The following is a 19,348-nucleotide window of genomic DNA, read 5'->3' as shown; positions in this document are numbered from 1 at the left end:
CCCGCGCCAGAGTCTGGTAGGAAACCTTACTATCCGCTAACATCCCTGGCAGCGGCTCGGCGCGGCGACCCCTCCGGGGGCGTGACGCGCTCAGTGAGAGCTCTGACCCGGCCGCCGAGCACCACCCCGACGTGTGGCGCCCCGAACGCCACGCGGTCGGCCGTCCGCGCCCATGTCCCGGGCGCGGGCGGCCCACACCGTGGTGCCTCGTCACGGTGTCCAGCTCTCATCCCCCCTCAGGCCAGGGAGCCCAGGTATGCGCCTGTACGCCTCCGCCCCACCTCGCCGCACCACGACCCCCCTCTCCCTCGTGCTCGCCGCCGTGCTGCTGCTCGTCGGCGGGCTCCTCCTCGCCCTCCCGGACCGGGCGGGCGCCGCCGCCGACACCCTCATCTCGCAGGGACGCCCGGCCACTTCGTCCTCCGTCGAGGACGGCACCTTCGGACCGGAGAAGGCCTTCGACGGCGTCTCCACCACCCGCTGGGCCAGCGCCGAGGGCGTCGACCCGCAGTGGCTGCGGGTCGACCTCGGCCCGTCCGCCACCGTCTCCCGCGTCAAGCTGGTCTGGGAGGTCGCCCACGCCAAGGCGTACCGCGTCGAGATCTCCGCCGACGGCACCACCTGGACCCGCCTCGCCACCGAGACCGCCGGGAACGGCGGCACGGACGACTGGACCGGACTCACCGGCCAGGGCCGCTTCCTGCGCGTGTACGGCACCGCCCGCGGCACCTCGTACGGCTACTCGCTCTGGTCGGTGGAGGTGTACGGCACGGCCGGCGACACTCCCCCGCCCACCGGCGCCTTCACGGTCGTCGCGGCCGGTGACATCGCCGCGCAGTGCACGGCCTCCAGCAGCTCCTGCGCCCACCCGAAGACGGCGGCGCTCGCCCAGCGGATCGCCCCGTCCTTCTACCTGACGATGGGTGACAACCAGTACGACGACGCCCTGATCTCCGACTTCCGGAACTACTACGACAAGAGCTGGGGCGCCTTCAAGGCGAAGACCCGGCCCGTCCCCGGCAACCACGAGACGTACGACCCGGCGGGGTCGCTCGCGGGCTACAAGGCGTACTTCGGCGCGATCGCCTACCCGCAGGGCAAGTCCTACTACAGCTACGACCAGGGCAACTGGCACTTCGTCGCCCTCGACTCCAACTCCTTCGACGACGCCGCGCAGATCCAGTGGCTCAAGGACGACCTGGCGCGGAACACCAAGGGCTGTGTCGCCGCCTACTTCCACCACCCGCTGTACTCCTCCGGCGGCCACGGCAACGACCCGGTCTCCAAGCCCGTCTGGAAGATCCTGTACGCGGCCAAGGCCGACCTGGTCCTCAACGGGCACGACCACCACTACGAGCGCTTCGCCCCGCAGGACCCCGACGGGCGGGCCACCGCCGACGGCATGGTCGAGATCGTCGGCGGCATGGGCGGCGCCGAGCCGTACGACATCGAGACCGTCCAGCCGAACAGCCAGAAGCGGATCAGCGGCACCTACGGCGTGCTGAAGCTGGACCTCACCGACACCACCTACACCTGGCAGTACGTCGGCACCGACGACCAGGTCAAGGACTCCGCCCCGACCTACACCTGCCACTGATGTACCTCGCGACCACCGGTCGCCCCGACGCGCCGCCCGCCCCCTCGGGGGTCCGGCGGCGCGTCCCGGGCACCGTCCTCGCCCTCGGCGCGGTCAGCCTGGTCACCGACGTCTCCTCGGAGATGGTGACCGCCGTCCTGCCGCTCTACCTGGTCCTCGGACTCGGGCTCTCCCCCCTCCAGTTCGGGCTGCTCGACGGCCTGACGACCGGCGCCACCGCCCTCGTACGGCTCCTCGGCGGCGCCACCGCCGACCGGGGCGGACGCCACAAGACGGTCGGCGGGCTCGGCTACGCCCTCTCGGCCGCCTCCCGGCTGGGCCTCCTCGTGGCCGGCGGCGCGACCGGCTGGATCGCCGGCTCGCTCGCTGCCGACCGGCTCGGCAAGGGCGTCCGCACCGCGCCGCGCGACGCCCTGATCACCCTGCACAGCCCGCCCGAGGACCTGGGCCGCGCCTTCGGCGTCCACCGCGCGATGGACACCACCGGCGCCCTCCTCGGCCCGCTGGCCGCCTTCGCGTTGCTGTGGGCCACGGCCGACGCGTACGACGCCGTCTTCGCCGTCAGCTTCTGCGTCGGGTCCTTCGGCGTGCTGCTCTGGCTGCTGCTCGTCCCCGGCCGCACCCGCCACGCGCGCGTGGCCCGGCCGGTCGTCCCGCGCCCGCCGCGCGCGCGGGGCGGGTTCCTCGGCGCGCCGAAGTCGCCCGGCTACCGCCGGATCGTCCTGTGCGCCGGGCTCCTCGGGGCCGCCACCGTCGGCGACGCCTTCCTCTACCTGCTGCTCCAGCGCAGGACCGGACTCGACCCGACCTGGTTCCCCTTCCTGCCGCTCGGCGCCGCCGCCGTCTTCCTGCTGCTCGCCGTCCCGGCCGGCCGGCTCGCGGACCGCCTCGGCAGGCGCGGCCCCCTGCTGTACGGCCACGGCGCCCTCCTCCTTGCCTACGGCCTGCTCCTGACCCCGCTGCCCGACGCCGCCGTCCTGCCCGGCGTCCTCGTGCTGCTCGGCACGTTCTACGCCGCGACCGACGGCGTCCTCATGGCGCTGACCGGCCCCTTCCTCACCGAGGGCCGGCAGGCCGGCGGCCTCGCCCTCGTCCAGACCGTCCAGGCCCTCGCCCGCGTGGGGGCCGCCGTCGCGTTCGGCGCCCTGTGGACGGCGAGCGGCCCGGACACGGCCCTCGCCGCCGCGCTCCTGGCGCTCGCGGTCGCCGTCTGCTGCTCCGCGCGCCTGCTCCCCCGGGGCCTCTCGGTCCCCGCCGGGCACGCCGCCCCCGAGCCCTCCGAGAGGACCGACTGACCATGCCCGTCCCGACCGGCTTCTCCCCCCGCGCCCGCGTCTGGATCATCGTCCTCGCGCTCCTGCTGCTCGGCGGCGGAGCCACCGCCTACACCCTGCGGGCCGCCTCGGGCCACCGGGCCGCCGACCGCGCCGCCGATCCCGGCTTCACCCTGGACGGCGCCGGCCCCGGCGTGCTCTACGTCCGGGACACCGCGACCGGGCGCGTCGCGCGCGTGGACCCGTCCGCGCCCGGCGGCCGGGTGACCGGCGGTCCGGCCTGCGACCGCTTCCACGCGGCCGGGAACACCGCCCTGTGCCTCCAGCGGCGGCCGGGCGTCCCGGCCCGCTCGTACGCGATCGTGCTCGACCGCCGGCTCCGCGAGGTCCGCCGCATCGGCCTGCCGGGCATCCCCAGCCGGGCCCGGGTCTCCGCCTCCGGGAACGTGCTCGCCTGGACGATGTTCGCCACCGGGGACTCGTACGCCCGCTCGTCCTTCTCCACCCGCACCTCCGTGCTCGACCTGCGCACCGGCTATCTGGTGAAGAACATCGAGCAGATCCCGCTGACCCTCGGCGGGCGGCGCCACCACGCCCCGGACGTCAACTACTGGGGCGTCGGCTTCGCCGCCGACGACAACCGCTTCTACGCCACCGTCTCGACCGGCGGCCGCACCCACCTCGTCGAGGGCGACCTGGCGAACTGGTCGGCCCGCGCCCTGCGCGAGAACGTCGAGTGCCCCTCCCTCTCCCCCGACGGCACCCGGGTCGCGTTCAAGAAGCGGGTCTCCGAAGGGCCGCGCGAGCCCTGGCGGCTGTACGTCCTCGACCTGGCCACCGGCCGCGAACACCCCGTCGCGGAAGGGCGCGGCATCGACGACCAGGCCCTCTGGACGGACACCGCCACCCTCGCCTACGGCCGGGGCGGGGACGTCTGGTCGGTCCCCGCCGACGGCTCCGGCTCCCCCCGCGCGCTGGCCCGCGGCGCCTCCTCCCCGACCCTCGCGGCGCGGTAGCCGCCGAGCCCGGGGCGGATCAGACCGTGCGGGCCAGCAGCATGACGCCCATGGCGAGCATGGTCGCGGCCACGAGCGTGTCCAGGACGCGCCAGGCGGCGGGACGGGAGAGGACGCCGCCGAGGAGGCGGGCGCCGTAGCCGAGGCCGGCGAACCACGTGAGGCTCGCCAGCATCGCGCCGAGGCCGAAGACCCAGCGCAGCGAGCCCCGGTCGGCGGCGACGGAGCCGAGCAGCAGCACGGTGTCCAGGTAGACGTGCGGATTGAGCCAGGTCATGGCCAGACAGGTGAGCACGGCGGTGCGTACGGAGCCGGCCGCGGCGCCCTTCGTCGCGAGCGCCTCCCCGGCGGGGCGCAGGGCGCGGCGGGCGGCCAGGAGTCCGTAGCAGATCAGGAAGGCGCCGCCGGCCAGGCCGACCACGGTCAGTCCGGCGGGCCAGGCGGTGACGACGGCCCCGAGTCCGGCCACTCCGAGGGCGATGAGGAGCGCGTCGGACACCGCGCAGATGCCGACCACCGCGAGGACGGCCTGCCGGCGCGCCCCCTGTCGCAGGACGAAGGCGTTCTGGGCGCCGATGGCGACGATGAGGGACAGGCCCGTGCCGAATCCGGCGACGGCCGCCGGGATGATGCCGCTGTTCATGGCGTCGACGCTACGAGCCGCCCCGCCCATCAGTACAGCTGAAGATTCTTAGCCACATGTAGCCGTGCTTAAGCTGTGCCCATGGATCAGCTGCCCCTCGACCAGGTCCGCACGCTGCTCGCCGTCATCGACGCGGGCACGTTCGACGCCGCCGCCGAGGCCCTGCACGTGACGCCCTCCGCCGTCAGCCAGCGCGTCAAGACGCTGGAGCGGCGCACCGGACGGGTCCTCCTCACCCGCACCAAGCCGGTCCGGCCGACGGAGTCCGGCGAGGTGGTCGTGCGGTACGCGCGGCGGCTGGCCGCGCTGGAGCGGGACGCCCTGACGGAGCTGGGCATCGCGGGAGGACCGGACCCCGCCCGGCTGCCCGTCGCGGTGAACGCGGACTCCCTGGCCACCTGGTTCCTCCCTGCCCTGACCCGGGTGCCGCGGGACCCGCCGGTCTGCTTCGAGCTGCACCGCGAGGACGAGGCGCACACCGCGGCCCTGCTGCGCGACGGACAGGTGATGGCGGCGGTGACGTCCTCGGCGGAACCGGTCGCCGGCTGCACCGTCCGTCCCCTGGGCCTGGCGCGCTACCTCCCGTTGGCGAGCCCGCCGTTCGCGGCCCGGCACCTGTCGGGCGGTCCGCTGGAGGAGCTGCTGCCGGACGCCCCGGTGATCGTCTTCGACCGGCGCGACGAGCTCCAGGACCGCTTCGTCCGCGCCCTGGTGCCCGGCGCCCCGGGCGCGAGCCCGGTCCGGCACCTCGTGCCCACCTCGGAGGGCTTCCGCGACGCCGTCACCGCAGGCCTCGGCTGGGGCCTGGTCCCCGAACCCCAGGCCCTGCCCCTGCTCCGGTCCGGCGCCCTCACCGACCTCGCACCGGGCCGGCACGTCGACGTCCCCCTCTACTGGCAGCAGTGGAAGCTCGACGTACCGGCCCTGGCCCTCGTGGCCCGGACCGTCGCCGCCGCGGCGGCGGAGTCCCTCCACCCGGCGGACCTCCCCGGCTCCGGCCCCCGGCCCGATGGGGCGACGAGGACGCGGTAGCGCCGCCGGACGGCCCGCGTCAGACGCCGGCCCGGCGCCTGCCCCGCACCCGGCGCGGGTAGGGGAAGAGCCGCGGGGAGCGCTTCGCGGCCACGTCCTCGACCCAGCCGAAGGTCAGCACCAGCAGTCCGATCAGGGGGATCGCCACCAGCAGCGGGAACCACTGGCTGGCCAGCAGCCACCGGAAGTACTCGTAGAAGAAGCCGACGGACCAGAGGGGGTCGATCAGGGGGATGGCGGCCACCAGCGCGACCTGGTGCCAGAGGTAGACGCTGACGGCGCGGGAGTTGAGCAGGCTGATCAGTCCGTTCCAGCGTTCCAGCGGTCGGGGCCACTGCTGCCAGGAGGGGCTGACGTGGAGCAGGAGGGCGACGAAGCCGAAGGACCACAGCGCCTGGGCCACCGGCCAGCTCTCGATGTCGGTGTGCACGGTCGGATCGACCGGCCGGGTCTGGAGGTACCACCAGCCGGCCACCATGATCAGCGGCGCGACGGACGGCACGACGTACCGCGGGATCTTCTTGAGCAGGCCCTCCTGGTGGGCCATGCCGAGGATCCAGCAGGAGCCGAAGGTGGCGAAGTCGCTGGTGTTCTCCCAGACCCGGCCGTAGAGGAACTCCTGGTCGATGAAGAAGGTGTTCAGGACGATCGCCAGCGCGAGCGGCGCGCACAGCGTCACCACCGGCATCCGGCGCAGCGCCCACAGCATCAGCGGCGACAGCAGGACGAACCAGAGGTACGCGCGGAGGTACCAGAGCGGGACGATGACCTGCACCGCCCAGCCCGGCCCCACGAGGTGGTCGAGACCGTTCAGCGCCTCGGCGTACGGCGGGGTGCTCAGCGGCAGGATCCAGAACAGCAGCTTGCCCCACCACCACTCGGGGTGCCCCTCGGCGTCGGGCGAGTCGCCGTCCAGGATCTGGGCGGTGACCACGATCGCGCCGAACAGCCACATCGGCGGCAGCAGCCGGCGCAGTCGCCCCCGGATGACGCCGAGGGCGGGCCGACTGAGGGAACGGGCCATCAGCAGACCGGCCAGCGCGAACATCACGCCCATCGACGGGAAGACGACGGGCAGCCAGAACCAGCCGAAGTTGTGGTAGATCACCACGCGGACCAGCGCCAGGGCGCGCAGCAGGTCGAAGTAGCGGTCCCGGCCGCCCTTGGCCCTGGACGGCGCCGTGGGGTCCGGCACCGGCTCGCGCGCCGGTTCCCGTCGCAGCACGGCGGGGACGCGCAGCTGGAGGGTCTCCTGTCCGCTCACGGACTCGAAGGACGCGGTCATGCTCGGACCTCCACCGGTGCGGCGACCTCGCCGGTGCGCCGGAGCTTCTGCCAGCGCAGCCGGCCACCGGTCAGCGCCGTGATCACGGACTGCAGCAGGACGATGTACATCAGCTGGCGGTAGACCACCTGCTGGACCGGCAGGCTGATCAGGTGCAGGGGCTTCTCGCCGTCGAGCCGGAAGGCGTACCACGACAGCGCGGCCTGGAGCAGGATGAAGCCGCCCCAGCTGGCGAGGGTGATCGGGGCGTCCGCGAAGAGCACCCCGTACAGCAGGAACATGTCGACCAGCGGCGCGAGCAGCGGGGCGACCACGCCGAACATCACGACGAGCGGCAGCCCGAGCCGGCCGAAGCGTCCGGCCGGACCGCGGGAGGTCACGGCACGGCGGTGCTTCCACATCGCCTGCATGCTGCCGTAGCTCCAGCGGTACCGCTGGGACCAGAGCTGCTGGAGGCTGGCGGGGGCCTCGGTCCAGGCGCGGGCGCGTTCGGCGTAGACGATCCGCCAGCCGTCGCAGAGCACCGCCATGGTGATGTCGGTGTCCTCGGCGAGGGTGTCGTCGCTCATCCCGCCGACCCGCCGCAGGGCCTCCTTGCGGAAGGCGCCGACCGCGCCGGGGATGGTCGGGATGACGTTGAGCATGTCGTACATCCGGCGGTCCAGGTTGTGGCCGAGGACGTACTCGATGTGCTGCCAGGCGCCGATCAGGCTCTCGCGGTTGCCGACCTTGGCGTTGCCCGCGACCGCGCCGATCGTCCGGTCGCCGAACGGCTGGACCAGCTCGCGCACGGTGGACGGCTCGAAGACGGTGTCGCCGTCCATCATCACGATGATGTCGTACGACGCGGCCGCGATGCCGGTGTTGAGCGCGCTGGACTTGCCGCCGTTGGCCTGGCGGATCAGCCGGACGAACGGCAGCGCCATCGCCTCGACGATGTCCGCCGTGCCGTCCGTGGAGCCGTCGTCGACGACGATGACCTCGATCGGGTAGTCACTGGAGGCCAGCGAGTTCAGGGTGTTCGCGATGCACTCGCGTTCGTTGTAGGCCGGGACGAGGACGGTGACCGGCTCGGTGACGGGCGCCCCCCACGCGTCCCGCCGCCGGGAGCGCCGGGCGTGGAGCGGGGCCAGGACGAGCATCAGCGCGAACCGGCCGAAGTTGAGGAAGCCGACGACGGCCAGCAGCCCGACCAGGACCGGCAGGGTGAGCACGGCCGCCCGGCTGGCCCAGATGAACCCCTTGCCCGCCCACAGCTGGTAGCCCTCCACCCGCACGTTGGCGTCGGTGGCGCCGAGCGCCTCCGAGATGGTGCCGAAGCGGTAGCCCTCGCCCTGCAGCTTGTCGATGATCCGCTCCAGCGCGGCGAGGGTCTCGGTACGGTCGCCGCCCGCGTCGTGCAGCAGGATCAGCTCGCCCGCGCCGGGCTTGCGGGGCATCGCCGCCTCGACGATCGCGTCGACGCCGGGACGCTTCCAGTCGTCGGTGTCACGGTCGATGAACGCGGTGAGGTAGCCGTGGGAGCCCACGTACTTGATCACCGGGTAGTTCCAGTCGTCGAGCGCCGAGGCGTCGGAGGAGTACGGCGGGCGGAACAGCGCGCTGTGGATGCCCGCGACACCGGCCAGCGCCAGCTGCGTCTGCCCCAGCTCCCAGCTGATCCGGGCTTCGGACTGGTACGCCAGGTCGGGGTGGGTGAAGGTGTGCACGCCGATCTCGTGGCCGCCCGCGACGATCTGCCGGATCAGCTCCGGGTGGCGCGTGGTCATCGCGCCGGTCACGAAGAAGACCGCGTGGATGTCGTGGGCCGCGAGCACGTCCAGGATCTTCGGGGTCCACTCCGGCGAGGGGCCGTCGTCGAAGCTCAGGACCGCGGTGCGGTCGGGGATCCGATAGCTCACCGGGCGCTCGTTCCGCTCGCCGCGCGCGTCGATGACCGGGCCGCCCTTGAGCAGGGTCTCCGGCACGGTGGTCTTGTCGACCGAGGTCGCGATCCGGGTGTCGTGGAACGCCTCGTTGGTGGCGAGGCCGCGGAGCACGAGGAGCACGAGCAGACAGGCCAGCAGGGACAGCGGCATGAAGAAGCGCAGCGGTGGCGCGGCCAGTCGGCGCGGTCTCAGCAGGGACTGCCGACGACGCTGGTGGCGGGACAAGGGCGCTCCTGGGGAGGGGTGGTGCGGACGATCAGGCGCGCTCGGCGGGCCCGCGGGCTTGCGCTCCGCGCGGCACGACGGTCGCGGTGGGGCCGTGGGACGTCACGGCGTTCGGCGTGGGGGCCGGACTCCTCGGTCGGGGTGTCGCGGACCGCGCCGGTCAGGGCCAGAAGGGAGGCAGGGGTCCGCTGGTGGGCAGGTAGGCGGGCCCCGGCGGTATCTCCATCGCCGGAGCGTCCGACTGCATGCCGATCAGGCTGCCGCCCATGACGGCCGCCAGGATCGCGCCGACCACGGAGACCGGCCAGCCGAGGCGCCGGAAGAGCCGGCTGCGCAGTCCCGACTGGTCGACGAACACCGGTGCCGGAACCGGCTCCTGGGGGCTGGTTTCGGCCACGCCGAGGTGTTCCGGGTATGCCGGTCCACTCTCGAAGAATGGGGAGGCTTGGCGCATCTGGTGTGGCCTTTTTGTGCAGGAGCGTAGACCGCTGAAACGTAGAGCGCACCGTAGCGGATGCCTTCGGGCGATTGGTTCGCTATATCCGCTTTGGGTGTGCTCCGCTCGCATGTCGTAACCGGATCGGTATGCCGACGGCCGTGACCCGGCTCGGGGAACGACGGGCTCTGGCATGCGCGATGGGGTGGCCGAAACCCTTCGCTAGGATGACGCCTCCATTCATGCGATCAGCGTTCGACCCCCTGTCAGGGGCGTGCCCGGCCATCGCACGACGCCCCAAGGAGCCCGCGTGAGCCAGCCCCGCCGCCCCTCTCGACGCCGCGCGTGGACGGCGCTCGCCCTGCCCGCCCTCCTGTGCGCGCTCGCCGCGTGCTCCGCCGGCCCCGCGGCTAGCGGGGGCGACGCCGGAGGCGACGCCGCCGGGCCCACGCGGAGCGCCTCACCGACGCCCACCGGACCGCCGGGCACCCTGTTCGACGACTTCGACTACACCGGCGTCGGCGACGCTTCGTTCGCCGAGCACGGCTGGCGGATCCGCGACGGCGGGGGCGGCCCGGGGATCAAGGACACCTGGAGCGCCGAGGGCGCCTCCTTCCCCGCCGATCCGGCCGCCGAGGGGGGCAAGGTGCTGCGCCTGCGCTCCTCCACCGACGGCACCGCGCCGGGCACCACGCAGGTCGAGGTGCAGACCACCGGCCGGAAGTTCTTCACGGGGACGTTCGCCGCCCGGGTCCACCTCGGCGACGAGCCCACGAGCGGACGGAACGGCGACCACGTCGTCCAGACCTTCTTCCCGATCTCCCCGGCGGACTCCTCGGAGAACTACAGCGAACTCGACTTCGAGTACCTGCCGAACGGCGGCTGGGGTTCGGTGGGGCCGCAGCTCGACAACGTCAGCTGGTACAAGGCCGACCCGCCGGACCGGGTGCACCACACGCTGGAGCGGCGTCTCGGGGGCTGGCACACCATGGTGATCACCGCCATGGACGGAAAGGTCACCTACTCCCTGGACGGCGAGAAGCTGTTCACCAGCTCCGGCAAGTACGTGCCGCGCGAGCGGATGGACATCCACTTCAGCAACTGGTTCATCGACCTCCCGTTCACCGGCGGCCCGCGCACCTGGGACATGAAGGTCGACTGGGTCTACTACAAGGCCGACGAGGCCGTCTCCCCGGCGGAGGTCCGCACGGCGGTGGACGGTTTCCAGAGCACCGGCACCGCCCACGTCGACACCGTCCCGACGCCCTGACACCACCCGCCGGACGGGCGCGCCCCGACCCGGTCGGGGCGAAGCGGTACGCGCTCGGCCGGGAGCCGGGGGCCCGCCCCGCCCCGGGGCCCGGGTCTAGATCCGGGAGTTGCGCAGCGACTGCCACGCCGCGCCGGCCAGGGCCCGCGCCGACCGGGGGACCGACAGGTGCTCGTGCTCGCGGTAGAGCTCCCAGTTGTACTTGATCAAGGACGCCTTGTTGGAGGACAGGGAGTTCGCCTGGTGGGCCCGGTACACCGCGAGCGGCTCGGCCAGGCCCCGGGCGTCCGCGCCGTCCCGCATGATCGACAGCCACAGGGCGTAGTCCTGGCGCTTGCGCATCTCCGGCATCAGCCGGGTGCCCAGGATCCTGCGGTCGTACATGGCGGTGAGGGCGCCGATGTAGTCCCGGACCAGCATCGCGCGGTAGTCCACGTGCTCGCGCGCGCGGATCACCCGCCCGTTCGGCACCCAGTCGGTGCTCTCGCCGGCGTGCTCGGCGTCCATCTTGAAGTACGAGGTGAACGTCAGGGGCGCGGTGCCCTCGGCGGCGAAGGCGAGCTGCTTCTCGGTCTTCTCCGGGAGCCACATGTCGTCGCTGTCGAGGAAGGCGACGTAGTCGCCGCGGGCCCGCTCGATCGCGAGGTTGCGGGCCCGGCCCGCGCCGCCCCGCTCGGGCGCCGACCGCGGCAGGACGCGCTCGTCCTGCTCGGCGAACGCGCGCAGCAGCTCCATGGAGCCGTCCGAGGACTGGTCGTCGGTGACGAGCAGCTCCAGGTCGGCGTGGGTCTGGGTGAGCACCGACCGGACGGCCGCGCCGAGGGTGGCCGCCGAGTTGTAGACGGGCATCACGACCGACACCAGGACCACAGCACTTCTCCCCACAGAACAAGAAACGACAGTCCACCCATTCAAGCACCCCGCGACCGGGCAGGAGTCGCCGCACCGTCCGGGATGATCGGCCGCCCCCGCCGAGCCTCGTACGGCTCCACGGCGGCCGGGGAGGGAGCGGGGCGGGGCGGGGTTCAGGAAGAGGGCGGGTAGGGGGCGGCCTTGAGGCGGCGGGCGAGGTGCGCGGTGTTCGCGGCGAGGGTCCTGGTCGTGGCCGCCGTCTTCTCGGGGGTCTTGTCGAGGTCCTGGTAGTCGGTTCCCTGCATGGCCTCGCCGACCCAGTACGTGACCGCGTTCGGTGCGAGGCTGAAGCCGACGTCGTTCAGGCCCTGGAACAGTTCGGCACTGACGTGGTGGGCGCCGTCCTCGTTGCCGACCACGCACACCGCGGCGGCCTTGCCGTAGGTGAGCATGCGGCCCTCGTCGTCGCTCTCGCCCAGTTCGGCGTCCAGGCGTTCCAGGACGCGCTGGGCGACGCTGGAGGGGTGGCCGAGCCAGATGGGGGTGGACAGGACGAGGATGTCGCAGCCCAGGATCGTGTCCCGGATCTCCGGCCACGCGTCACCGTCGCCCATGTCGACCTCGACGCCCGGCTTGACGTCGTGGTCGGCGATGCGGACGACCTTCCCGGTGACGCCGTGATCGGCGAGCGCGGCCATGGTCTGTTCGGCCAGGAGCTGGGAGCTGGACGGCTTCGGTGACGGCGAGAGCGTGCAGACGAGAGCGACGGCGCGCAGGGGCGTGGTTTCGGTGGTGGTGTCCATGCGGTCCGGCTACCCCGATGGTCCGCGAGCATCCCGTCCCGGGTGCGGGGTCCCGCCGATCGAGGGCCGGGGGTGCGGCAAAGGGCGGCTGCCGGTCGGCGGATCCGGGTTCCGCCATCCGGCGGTGCCCTTCCGCTGTGAGGCCGCCGGGCAGGATCTTGTTCGCGACCCCCTGTGCTCTGGTCTTGAGGGATCCGGCGATGACCTTGTCCCCCTGCCCAGCCGTCCGCGGCGGGGCGGCTCGGGGCGGGCCGCCGGGACAGGGGCGGCCGGGCGCATCCGTGGCGAGCGGGTCAGGCTGCCGGGGCCGGGCCGATGCCCGGGTGCCCCGGGTGGAGCGGTCCCCGCGTGCGGCCGGGTCCCGCGCGCGGGTGGCCGGCCACCGCCGGGTGTGAGCCGCGGTCGCCCGGGCAGGGGTGGTGGGTGACGGGAGGCGGAGCCGACAGCCGAGGGAGCGGGCGCCGGTCCACGCGGCGAAGCCGGCTCGCTCCGGGCCTCCAGAGGGGTGACGGCCCCCGTCGGGGCGGCGTGTGCCGGGCCGACGGCGCACAGCGCCGTGCGAGGGTGCTTGGACCTCCGCCCCCGCTTGTCAGGAGTCGTCCCCGGTGCGCGCACGCGAACAGGCCAAGGGGCCCCGCAGGTCGCCTTCGTCCTGCCCGCCGACGGCCCGGACGGGCCGGTCGGCGTCGGGGGCGACTTCCACCACCGGGATCCGGCCGCCCACCCGCCGGAGGCACGCGGCGACGGCACGCGTGCGGCCACGACGGCGCCGACAGCCGTCTCACCCCTGACGAGAAAGGAGCGCCGACATGGACGCGATCGTGCTGCTGCGCGAGGACCACAAGACCGTCGAGAAGCTGTTCAAACGGTTCGAGAAGACCGGTGACGAGGACACGGCGGAGCGGCGTCGGATCGCCGACGAGGTGATCGAGGAGCTCACCGTCCACGCCTGGATCGAGGAGGAGTTCTTCTACCCGGCCGCCCGGGAGGCCGCACCGGACACGAAGGACCACATCCTGGAGAGCGTCGAGGAACACCACGCGGTGGTGTGGATGCTGTCGGAGATCAAGGACATGGACGCGGACGACGAGCGGTTCAAGGCGAAGATGTCCGTGCTCATGGAGCAGGTCCGCCATCACGTCGAGGAAGAGGAACAGGACTGGTTCCCCGAGGTCCGCAAGGCCATGGGCCGCAACCGGCTCACGGAACTGGGCGGTGAGCTGGAGACCGCGAGGAAACGGGCCCCCCGCGAGCCCCTGGCCGTTCCCAGCGCCGGCTCGAAGTGACCCCGCCACCGCGCCGGCGGGCCGGCCGGCCCGCCGGACGGCTCTGGGTGGCCGCCGTGGTGCTCGCGGCGGCCGGCTGCGGGGGCCCCGGGCCCCGGCAGGACGCCGCCGCCGCGGCGGGGACCGCCTTCGAAGCGGCCGTCGCGGCGGGCGACCACGTCCGCGCCTGCGGCCTGCTGGCTCCGGAGACCCGCCTCCAGCTCGAACAGGGCGAACAGGAGACCTGTCCCGCCGCGCTCGCCGCGCAGGAGCTGCCCACGGCGGACGGGGTCGACGGCGTGGAGGCGTACGGGCGGCAGGCGATGGTCCGCACGGGAGGCGACACCCTGTTCCTGTCCCTGTTCACCGCCGGGTGGAAGGTGGTGGCCGCCGGCTGCACCCCGCGGCCCGACCAGCCCTACGACTGTCTGATCAAGGGGGCCTGAGACGTGCGGACCCTCTTCGTCACCACGCTGGTGGTCGTCCTGGGCGGGCTCGGCTACTTCACCACCATCGGGGTGCTGCAACGATGACCGACCACCACGCCCGGCGCACGGGGTTCTGGCGGGAGAACAGCCTCACCCTCGTCTTCGGCATCGCCTTCCTGGTCGTCCTCGGCCTCCAGGCCGTCTCGGGGCACGCCGAGTTCAACGAGGAGATGACGGTCGAGGGACTGCAGCCGCTCACCTTCGGCGAGTACCTGACGTCCTCGGACTTCGCCGTGGACGTCACCGAGAACTGGCAGTCGGAATTCCTGCAGTTCTCCCTGTACATCTTCGGCACCGTCTACCTCGTCCAGCGCGGCTCCCCCGAATCCAAGAAGGTCCACCAGGCCGGTGTCGAAAGCGAGCGGGAGCAGCGCATGGGCGACCACGCCCGCTCCGACTCGCCGCGCTGGGCGGGGACCAAGGACTGGCGTCAGAGCCTGTACGCCCGCTCCCTCGGCCTGGCCATGGGCACCCTGTTCGTCCTGTCCTGGCTGGCCCAGTCCATCACCGGCACGGCCGCCTACAACGACCAGCGGCTCCGGCAGCTGGAGGAACCCGTGAGCTGGGCCGGCTACGTCGCCACCCCCGACTTCTGGAACCGGACCCTGCAGAACTGGCAGTCCGAACTCCTCGCCGTCGCGGCCATGGTCGTCCTGTCCATCTACCTGCGCCAGCGCGGTTCCCCGGAATCCAAGCCGGTCGGCGCCGCCCACACCACCACCGGCATCGAAGGCTGACCGGCGCGGACCACACCGCCGGGGCCGGCGGCCACCGCGTCGCGGTGCCGGGTCGGTCCCGTGGCGAGCAGCGCGTGGGCGAACACGGGGTGGTGGGCGGCCACCACGACGTGCCGGGCGGAGACGACGGCCCGGGTGCCGGTCGTGAGCCGGTGGGGGGTCCCCCGGTCGAGTTCCACGACGCGAGTTCCCTCGTGCGTCCGGCCGCCGCCCGCCACGATGCCGTCGACGAGACCCCGCAGGTACGCGAGCGGATGGAACCGGGCCTGGTCCTCGACCCTGACGGCCCCTGCGACGGGGAAGGGCAGGCCGGTCTCCGTGAGGAACGAGGCGGTCAGGCCCGCCGCCCGTCCCCGAGCGGTTCCCGGAAACGATCGAGGGGCCGTTTCAGATTGCTCTGAAACGGCCCCTCGATGTACGACTCTTTCGAGTCGGGACGACAGGATTTGAACCTGCGACCCCTTGACCCCCAGTCAAGTGCGCTACCAAGCTGCGCCACGTCCCGTTGCCCGTCTGACCTGGGGTTTCCCCCGGCCTGGCGTGCAAGAGAACCATACCGCACTTCCCCTGGTGGTCACGAACCGCTTTGCGGGGGTCACTGCGGGCGGTGGCTCCGCGATGGGCATATGCCCGGGGCATGTGGCGGAAAGACGACCCCCGTCGAGGGCCCTTCGGCGGACGATGTGGCTCCGGATCACACAAAACACAGCAGGAAGCGATCGTCAACAGCACCTGTTTCAGACAAAGACCGGGGCAATATTGATCCATCCTGGAAAGATCAACACCATGAACAGGTCGGCCTGTTCGGGACGGGACCACCGCCGATGCACCACCTGCCCGGATCACGCCGGGCAGGCGTTTCGCAGGGGAGGTACTCGTATGGACAGCTATTTCAGCAGCCGGCTCCATCATCGCCTACGGGAGACGGTCCGGGGCTTCGCGGAACGGGAGGTGAGGCCCCGCATCGACGAGATGGAGGCCTCCCGGACGGTGCACCACGAGCTGTCCCGCCGCATCGCCGAGCAGGGCTGGCTGGGCGCGACGATCAGCCCCGAGTACGGCGGCATGGGCGCGGGGCACCTGGCCAAGACGATCATCATCGAGGAGCTGTCCCGGGTCAGCGGCGCCATGGGCGCCATGGTCCAGGCGTCCCAGCTGGGCACCGCCAAGATCGTGCACTTCGGCTCCGACGCCCAGCGCAAGACCTGGCTGCCGAAGGTCGCCTCGGGCGCGTGCCTGCCGACGATCGCGGTGACCGAGCCGGAGTCCGGCGGCCACGTCCTGGGCATGGAGGCGAGCGCCGTCCGGGACGGCGACGACTACGTCCTCAACGGCAGCAAGGTCTACGTCGGCAACAGCCACGTCGGCGACCTGCACGGCGTGGTGGTCAGGACCGGCCCCGGTTCGAAGGGGCTCACCGCCTTCCTCGTCGAGGCCGACCGCCCGGGCTTCCGGCTCGGCCCGCAGCAGCCCGCCATGGGACTGCACGGCTTCAGCTTCGGCGAGCTGATCTTCGAGGACTGCCGGGTGCCGGCCGCCAACCGGCTGGGCGACGAGGGCGACGGCCTGGCCGTCGCGTACTCCTCCAGCGTCCTGTACGGGCGGGCCAACCTCACCGCCGTCTCGCTCGGCATCCACACGGCGATCCTGGAGGAGACCACCCGCTTCGCCACCGAGCGGATCCGCTACGGCAAGCCGCTCTCCGAACTGCCGACGGTGAAGCTCAAGCTGGGCCAGATGCAGTCCCGGCTGATGACCGCCCGGCTCGCCGCCTACCACGCGGTCCACCTGCTCGACCAGGGCCTCTCCTGCGACACCGAGCTGATGAACGCCAAGCTGGTGAACGTCGAGTCGGCCATCGACTCGGGCCGCAACGCCATGGAGATCCACGCCGCCGCCGGCCTCTTCACCGACCGCTCCATCGAGCGGTACCTCCGCGACGCGCACCACATCTTCGCGCCGGCCGGCACCTCCGACATCCAGCTCCTCCGGCTGGGCGAGGTCGCCCTGGGCCAGGACAAGGGCAGCTGGTCGGAGCGGCTCTCCGACCTGGTCCGCACCCCCGAGCTGGAGCCCTCCCCCGCGTGACGGAACGGACGGGGCCCGCACGGCGTACCGTACGGGCCCCGCCACCGCGCGGACGCGGGTCAGAACATGCCGTCCTCGCGGCGGTGGATCTGCTCGACCAGCTCCGCCGCCATCGCCTTGATGGTCTCCAGGCCGGACCGGCCCCACGGGTGGACGTCGGTGTCGACCACGCAGATCGTGCCGAGCGCCACGCCCGTGCGGTCGATCAGCGGCGCGCCCATGTAGGAGCGGATGCCGATCTCGTCGACGACCGGGTTGCCGGCGAAGCGCGGGTAGTCGCAGACGTCCTCCAGGACGAGCGCCTTCCGCCGGACGACGACGTGCGGGCAGTAGCCGTGGTCGCGCGCCATGAACCGGCCGACGCCGCCCGAGCCCGCCGCCGCCGCGCCGAGGTCGCTGCCCGAGTGGGAGCCGCCGGGGGTGTGCAGGCCCGCGAAGAACTGCCGGTTCTCGTCGATGAAGTTGACCATCGAGAACGGGGCTCCGGTGATCTCGGCGAGCCGCTGCGCGAACTCGTCGAAGGCCGGCTCCGGGCGCTCCCCGAGGCCGAGTTCGCGCAGCCGCCGGACCCGGTCCGGGGCCTCCTTGTCGATGGGGGTCAGGAGGAGGTGACCCGTCGGGTCGTAGGTCATGGCGTGACTCCGAAGCTCGGCTCGCTGGCCGGGGTCGAGTTGAGGAGGTGCTGGACGAGGGTCAGCAGCGTGCTGATGGCGGAGCTGGAGATCCGCGCGTCGCAGAGGACGATCGGTACCGCCGGGTCGAGGTCGAGCGCCTGCCGGATCTCCGCGTGGTCGTAGCGGAACGCGCCGTCGAACTCGTTGATCGCCACCACGAAGGCGATGCCGCGCCGCTCGAAGAAGTCGATCGCGGAGAAGCACTCCTGGAGGCGGCGGGTGTCGGCGAGCACGACGGCGCCGAGCGCGCCCTCGGACAGCTCGTCCCACATGAACCAGAACCGCTCCTGGCCCGGGGTGCCGAAGAGGTAGAGGACGTTGCGGTCGTCGAGGGTGATCCGGCCGAAGTCCATGGCCACGGTGGTCGTGGTCTTGGACTCCACGCCCTCCAGGCTGTCGGTGGCGGCGCTGACCGAGGTCAGCAGCTCCTCCGTGCTGAGCGGTTCGATCTCGCTGACCGCCCCGACGAAGGTCGTCTTTCCCACGCCGAAGCCGCCCGCCACGAGGATCTTCAGCGCGGTGGGGAAGGGGTCGGCCGCGAAACCGTCATGGCGTTCAGAGCCGCTGTCGTAGGCCATCGAGCACTGCCTCCAGCAAGGAACGGTCGGATGGGTTGGCGTGGAAGCGCGGGGCGCGCGCGGTGAGGGCACCGCAGTCCACGAGGTCGGAGAGGAGGACCTTGGTGACCACGGCCGGCAGCCTTAAGTGCGCCGCGATCTCGGCCACCGAGGTGGGACCGTCGCACAGCCTGAGGGCCAGGCCGTGCTCGGGTCCCATGTGGGGCTGCGGGGCGGAGCCGGTCGCCATCACCAGGGAGAGCAGGTCGAGCGAGGTGGTGGGCTTGGTCCGTCCGCCGCTCACGGTGTAGGGGCGGATCAGCCGGCCGGCCGCGTCGTCGAGCCAGGGCCCTTCCTGCGGAGGAGGCGCGCTCACTGCCCGGCGCCACCCGCCGCTGCGGCCGCCTGCCGGGCGGGCGTCATCAGGTACGGACGGACGCTCTTGACCAGCATCGCCATCTCGTAGCCGAGGACGGCGGCGTCGGCCTCGCGGCCGGCGAGGACGGCCAGACAGGTGCCGGATCCGGCGGTGGAGACGAAGAGCAGGGTGGAGTCGAGCTCCACGACGACCTGCCGGACCTCGCCGCCGTCGCCGAACCGGACGCCGGCGCTGCGGCCGAGCGAGTAGAGCCCGGAGGCGAGGGCCGCCATGTGGTCGGCCGCGTCGGGGTCGAGCCCGTGGACGGATTTCACCAGCCCGTCGGAGGAGAGCAAAACCGCGCTGCGGGTGTACGGGACCCGCTGGACCAGACCGCTGAGCAGCCAGTCCAGATCCGAGGAATGGCCGGTCGGCACATTGCTCGCCATCGTGTATCTACTCCTTGTGCGCGTCGCCGTGACGCAGCGACTCCTGGGGGGTGGGCTGGGATTCGGCCAGGCCGATCCCACGCTGGAACGCGGCCATCAGGCCGGGGTCGTGCAGGGCGTGCTCCTCGGCGGGACGGGCCTGCGGCTCGTCGCGCAGCTGGGGGACGAGGTGTTCCTGGGCGCGCCGCTTGGGCAGGTCGGGCCGGCCGGGCGCCTCCGCGCGGGGCGCGGGCGGCACGGCGGCGCCGTAGCCGGTCGCGGCGGTGCCGTGCTCCGGGTACCCGTTCCCCGCTCCGGTACGGGAGGGGATGTAGGGGTTCGGGGCGGTGGCGGGCTCCTCCGGCCGGGCGGCGGGCGCCGGGGGCGCGGCA

At 72.7% G+C, this 19,348-nt stretch carries 20 protein-coding genes, 1 tRNA gene and 1 pseudogene; 9 read left to right on the top strand and 13 right to left on the bottom strand.

What is annotated here, in order from left to right; translation table 11 throughout:
* The first annotated feature begins 256 nt into the window (after positions 1 to 256).
* From IE321_RS13885 to IE321_RS13875, 3 genes are read left to right on the top strand one after another with little or no spacing between them, the layout of a single operon-like run.
* Positions 257 to 1,597, top strand: a complete 1,341-nt coding sequence (locus tag IE321_RS13885) for a discoidin domain-containing protein (protein WP_190223089.1) — start codon at positions 257 to 259, stop codon at positions 1,595 to 1,597.
* Entirely contained in the window at positions 1,597 to 2,892 is a 1,296-nt protein-coding gene (locus IE321_RS13880) for an MFS transporter (protein ID WP_190223088.1), read from the top strand. The genes IE321_RS13885 and IE321_RS13880 overlap by 1 nt, the downstream gene beginning before the upstream one ends.
* A gap of 2 nt (positions 2,893 to 2,894) precedes the next feature.
* Positions 2,895 to 3,887, top strand: coding sequence for a TolB-like translocation protein (locus tag IE321_RS13875; protein WP_190223087.1), 993 nt, complete (start codon positions 2,895 to 2,897; stop codon positions 3,885 to 3,887).
* Between the two features lie 19 nt (positions 3,888 to 3,906).
* Here the strand turns inward: IE321_RS13875 and IE321_RS13870 are convergent, their stop codons facing one another.
* Positions 3,907 to 4,530 (bottom strand): LysE/ArgO family amino acid transporter, encoded by a 624-nt coding sequence (locus IE321_RS13870; protein ID WP_043227198.1) that lies wholly within the window; start codon positions 4,528 to 4,530, stop codon positions 3,907 to 3,909.
* 81 nt (positions 4,531 to 4,611) lie between these two features.
* On the opposite strand from IE321_RS13870, the gene IE321_RS13865 reads away from it, so the two are divergent.
* Positions 4,612 to 5,562, top strand: a complete 951-nt coding sequence (locus IE321_RS13865; RefSeq protein WP_190223086.1) for a LysR family transcriptional regulator ArgP — start codon at positions 4,612 to 4,614, stop codon at positions 5,560 to 5,562.
* A 19-nt stretch (positions 5,563 to 5,581) separates the two neighbouring features.
* Here IE321_RS13865 and IE321_RS13860 read toward each other — a convergent pair whose 3' ends face one another.
* The 3 genes from IE321_RS13860 to IE321_RS13850 form a co-directional block, all read right to left on the bottom strand.
* Positions 5,582 to 6,847 carry an acyltransferase family protein gene (locus IE321_RS13860; protein ID WP_190223085.1) on the bottom strand — a complete coding sequence of 422 codons (1,266 nt, stop codon included), beginning with the start codon at positions 6,845 to 6,847 and terminating at the stop codon, positions 5,582 to 5,584.
* The gene (locus IE321_RS13855) at positions 6,844 to 8,925 is read right to left on the bottom strand and encodes a bifunctional polysaccharide deacetylase/glycosyltransferase family 2 protein (protein ID WP_190223129.1); all 2,082 of its coding nucleotides are present in this window, start codon (positions 8,923 to 8,925) and stop codon (positions 6,844 to 6,846) included. The genes IE321_RS13860 and IE321_RS13855 overlap by 4 nt, the downstream gene beginning before the upstream one ends.
* A gap of 235 nt (positions 8,926 to 9,160) precedes the next feature.
* The gene (locus IE321_RS13850; protein ID WP_190223084.1) at positions 9,161 to 9,397 is read right to left on the bottom strand and encodes a hypothetical protein; all 237 of its coding nucleotides are present in this window, start codon (positions 9,395 to 9,397) and stop codon (positions 9,161 to 9,163) included.
* Positions 9,398 to 9,746: 349 nt separating this feature from the next.
* On the opposite strand from IE321_RS13850, the gene IE321_RS13845 reads away from it, so the two are divergent.
* Positions 9,747 to 10,706, top strand: coding sequence for a glycoside hydrolase family 16 protein (locus tag IE321_RS13845; protein WP_190223083.1), 960 nt, complete (start codon positions 9,747 to 9,749; stop codon positions 10,704 to 10,706).
* Between the two features lie 96 nt (positions 10,707 to 10,802).
* Here IE321_RS13845 and IE321_RS13840 read toward each other — a convergent pair whose 3' ends face one another.
* Both IE321_RS13840 and IE321_RS13835 read right to left on the bottom strand, forming a co-directional pair.
* A complete protein-coding gene (locus IE321_RS13840; protein ID WP_190223082.1) occupies positions 10,803 to 11,576 on the bottom strand; it encodes a glycosyltransferase family 2 protein in 774 nt (257 codons plus the stop codon).
* Between the two features lie 155 nt (positions 11,577 to 11,731).
* Positions 11,732 to 12,361, bottom strand: a complete 630-nt coding sequence (locus tag IE321_RS13835; protein ID WP_190223081.1) for a flavodoxin family protein — start codon at positions 12,359 to 12,361, stop codon at positions 11,732 to 11,734.
* Between the two features lie 809 nt (positions 12,362 to 13,170).
* Between IE321_RS13835 and IE321_RS13830 the strand changes: the two genes are divergently transcribed.
* The 3 genes from IE321_RS13830 to IE321_RS13820 all read left to right on the top strand — a co-directional run bounded on the left by IE321_RS13830 (position 13,171) and on the right by IE321_RS13820 (position 14,851).
* Positions 13,171 to 13,647 (top strand): hemerythrin domain-containing protein, encoded by a 477-nt coding sequence (locus tag IE321_RS13830; RefSeq protein WP_190223080.1) that lies wholly within the window; start codon positions 13,171 to 13,173, stop codon positions 13,645 to 13,647.
* Positions 13,644 to 14,072: a hypothetical protein gene (locus IE321_RS13825; RefSeq protein ID WP_226652757.1), complete on the top strand. Its 429-nt coding sequence runs from the start codon at positions 13,644 to 13,646 to the stop codon at positions 14,070 to 14,072. The genes IE321_RS13830 and IE321_RS13825 overlap by 4 nt, the downstream gene beginning before the upstream one ends.
* An 83-nt stretch (positions 14,073 to 14,155) precedes the next feature.
* Positions 14,156 to 14,851 (top strand): DUF6766 family protein, encoded by a 696-nt coding sequence (locus IE321_RS13820; protein WP_190223079.1) that lies wholly within the window; start codon positions 14,156 to 14,158, stop codon positions 14,849 to 14,851.
* Here the strand turns inward: IE321_RS13820 and IE321_RS13815 are convergent.
* Complete coding sequence (locus IE321_RS13815) at positions 14,776 to 15,159, bottom strand: FAD-dependent oxidoreductase (protein ID WP_226652808.1); 384 nt, start codon at positions 15,157 to 15,159, stop codon at positions 14,776 to 14,778. The genes IE321_RS13820 and IE321_RS13815 overlap by 76 nt on opposite strands.
* A 123-nt stretch (positions 15,160 to 15,282) precedes the next feature.
* A tRNA-Pro gene (locus tag IE321_RS13810) sits at positions 15,283 to 15,356 on the bottom strand.
* Positions 15,357 to 15,730: 374 nt separating this feature from the next.
* On the opposite strand from IE321_RS13810, the gene IE321_RS13805 reads away from it, so the two are divergent.
* Complete coding sequence (locus tag IE321_RS13805) at positions 15,731 to 16,939, top strand: acyl-CoA dehydrogenase family protein (protein ID WP_043227203.1); 1,209 nt, start codon at positions 15,731 to 15,733, stop codon at positions 16,937 to 16,939.
* Between the two features lie 59 nt (positions 16,940 to 16,998).
* Here IE321_RS13805 and IE321_RS13800 read toward each other — a convergent pair whose 3' ends face one another.
* From IE321_RS13800 to IE321_RS41940, 5 genes and pseudogenes are all read right to left on the bottom strand, one after another.
* Positions 16,999 to 17,571, bottom strand: coding sequence for a GAF domain-containing protein (locus IE321_RS13800; protein ID WP_043227204.1), 573 nt, complete (start codon positions 17,569 to 17,571; stop codon positions 16,999 to 17,001).
* The gene (locus IE321_RS13795; RefSeq protein WP_043227205.1) at positions 17,568 to 18,191 is read right to left on the bottom strand and encodes a GTP-binding protein; all 624 of its coding nucleotides are present in this window, start codon (positions 18,189 to 18,191) and stop codon (positions 17,568 to 17,570) included. Before IE321_RS13795 ends, IE321_RS13800 begins: the two co-directional genes overlap by 4 nt.
* Complete coding sequence (locus IE321_RS13790) at positions 18,169 to 18,546, bottom strand: DUF742 domain-containing protein (protein WP_043227206.1); 378 nt, start codon at positions 18,544 to 18,546, stop codon at positions 18,169 to 18,171. Before IE321_RS13790 ends, IE321_RS13795 begins: the two co-directional genes overlap by 23 nt.
* Positions 18,543 to 18,977, bottom strand: coding sequence for a roadblock/LC7 domain-containing protein (locus IE321_RS13785; RefSeq protein WP_043227207.1), 435 nt, complete (start codon positions 18,975 to 18,977; stop codon positions 18,543 to 18,545). Before IE321_RS13785 ends, IE321_RS13790 begins: the two co-directional genes overlap by 4 nt.
* 7 nt (positions 18,978 to 18,984) lie before the next feature.
* Positions 18,985 to 19,348: pseudogene (locus IE321_RS41940) on the bottom strand (ATP-binding protein); the annotation flags it as partial.

Origin of the sequence: Streptomyces hydrogenans (genome assembly GCF_014656075.1) — a bacterium.
In the GTDB taxonomy this organism is placed as follows: Bacteria; Actinomycetota; Actinomycetes; order Streptomycetales; family Streptomycetaceae; genus Streptomyces; species Streptomyces hydrogenans.
Note: the sequence above shows the minus strand (reverse complement) of the source record. Positions and strands in the feature narration are given on the sequence as shown.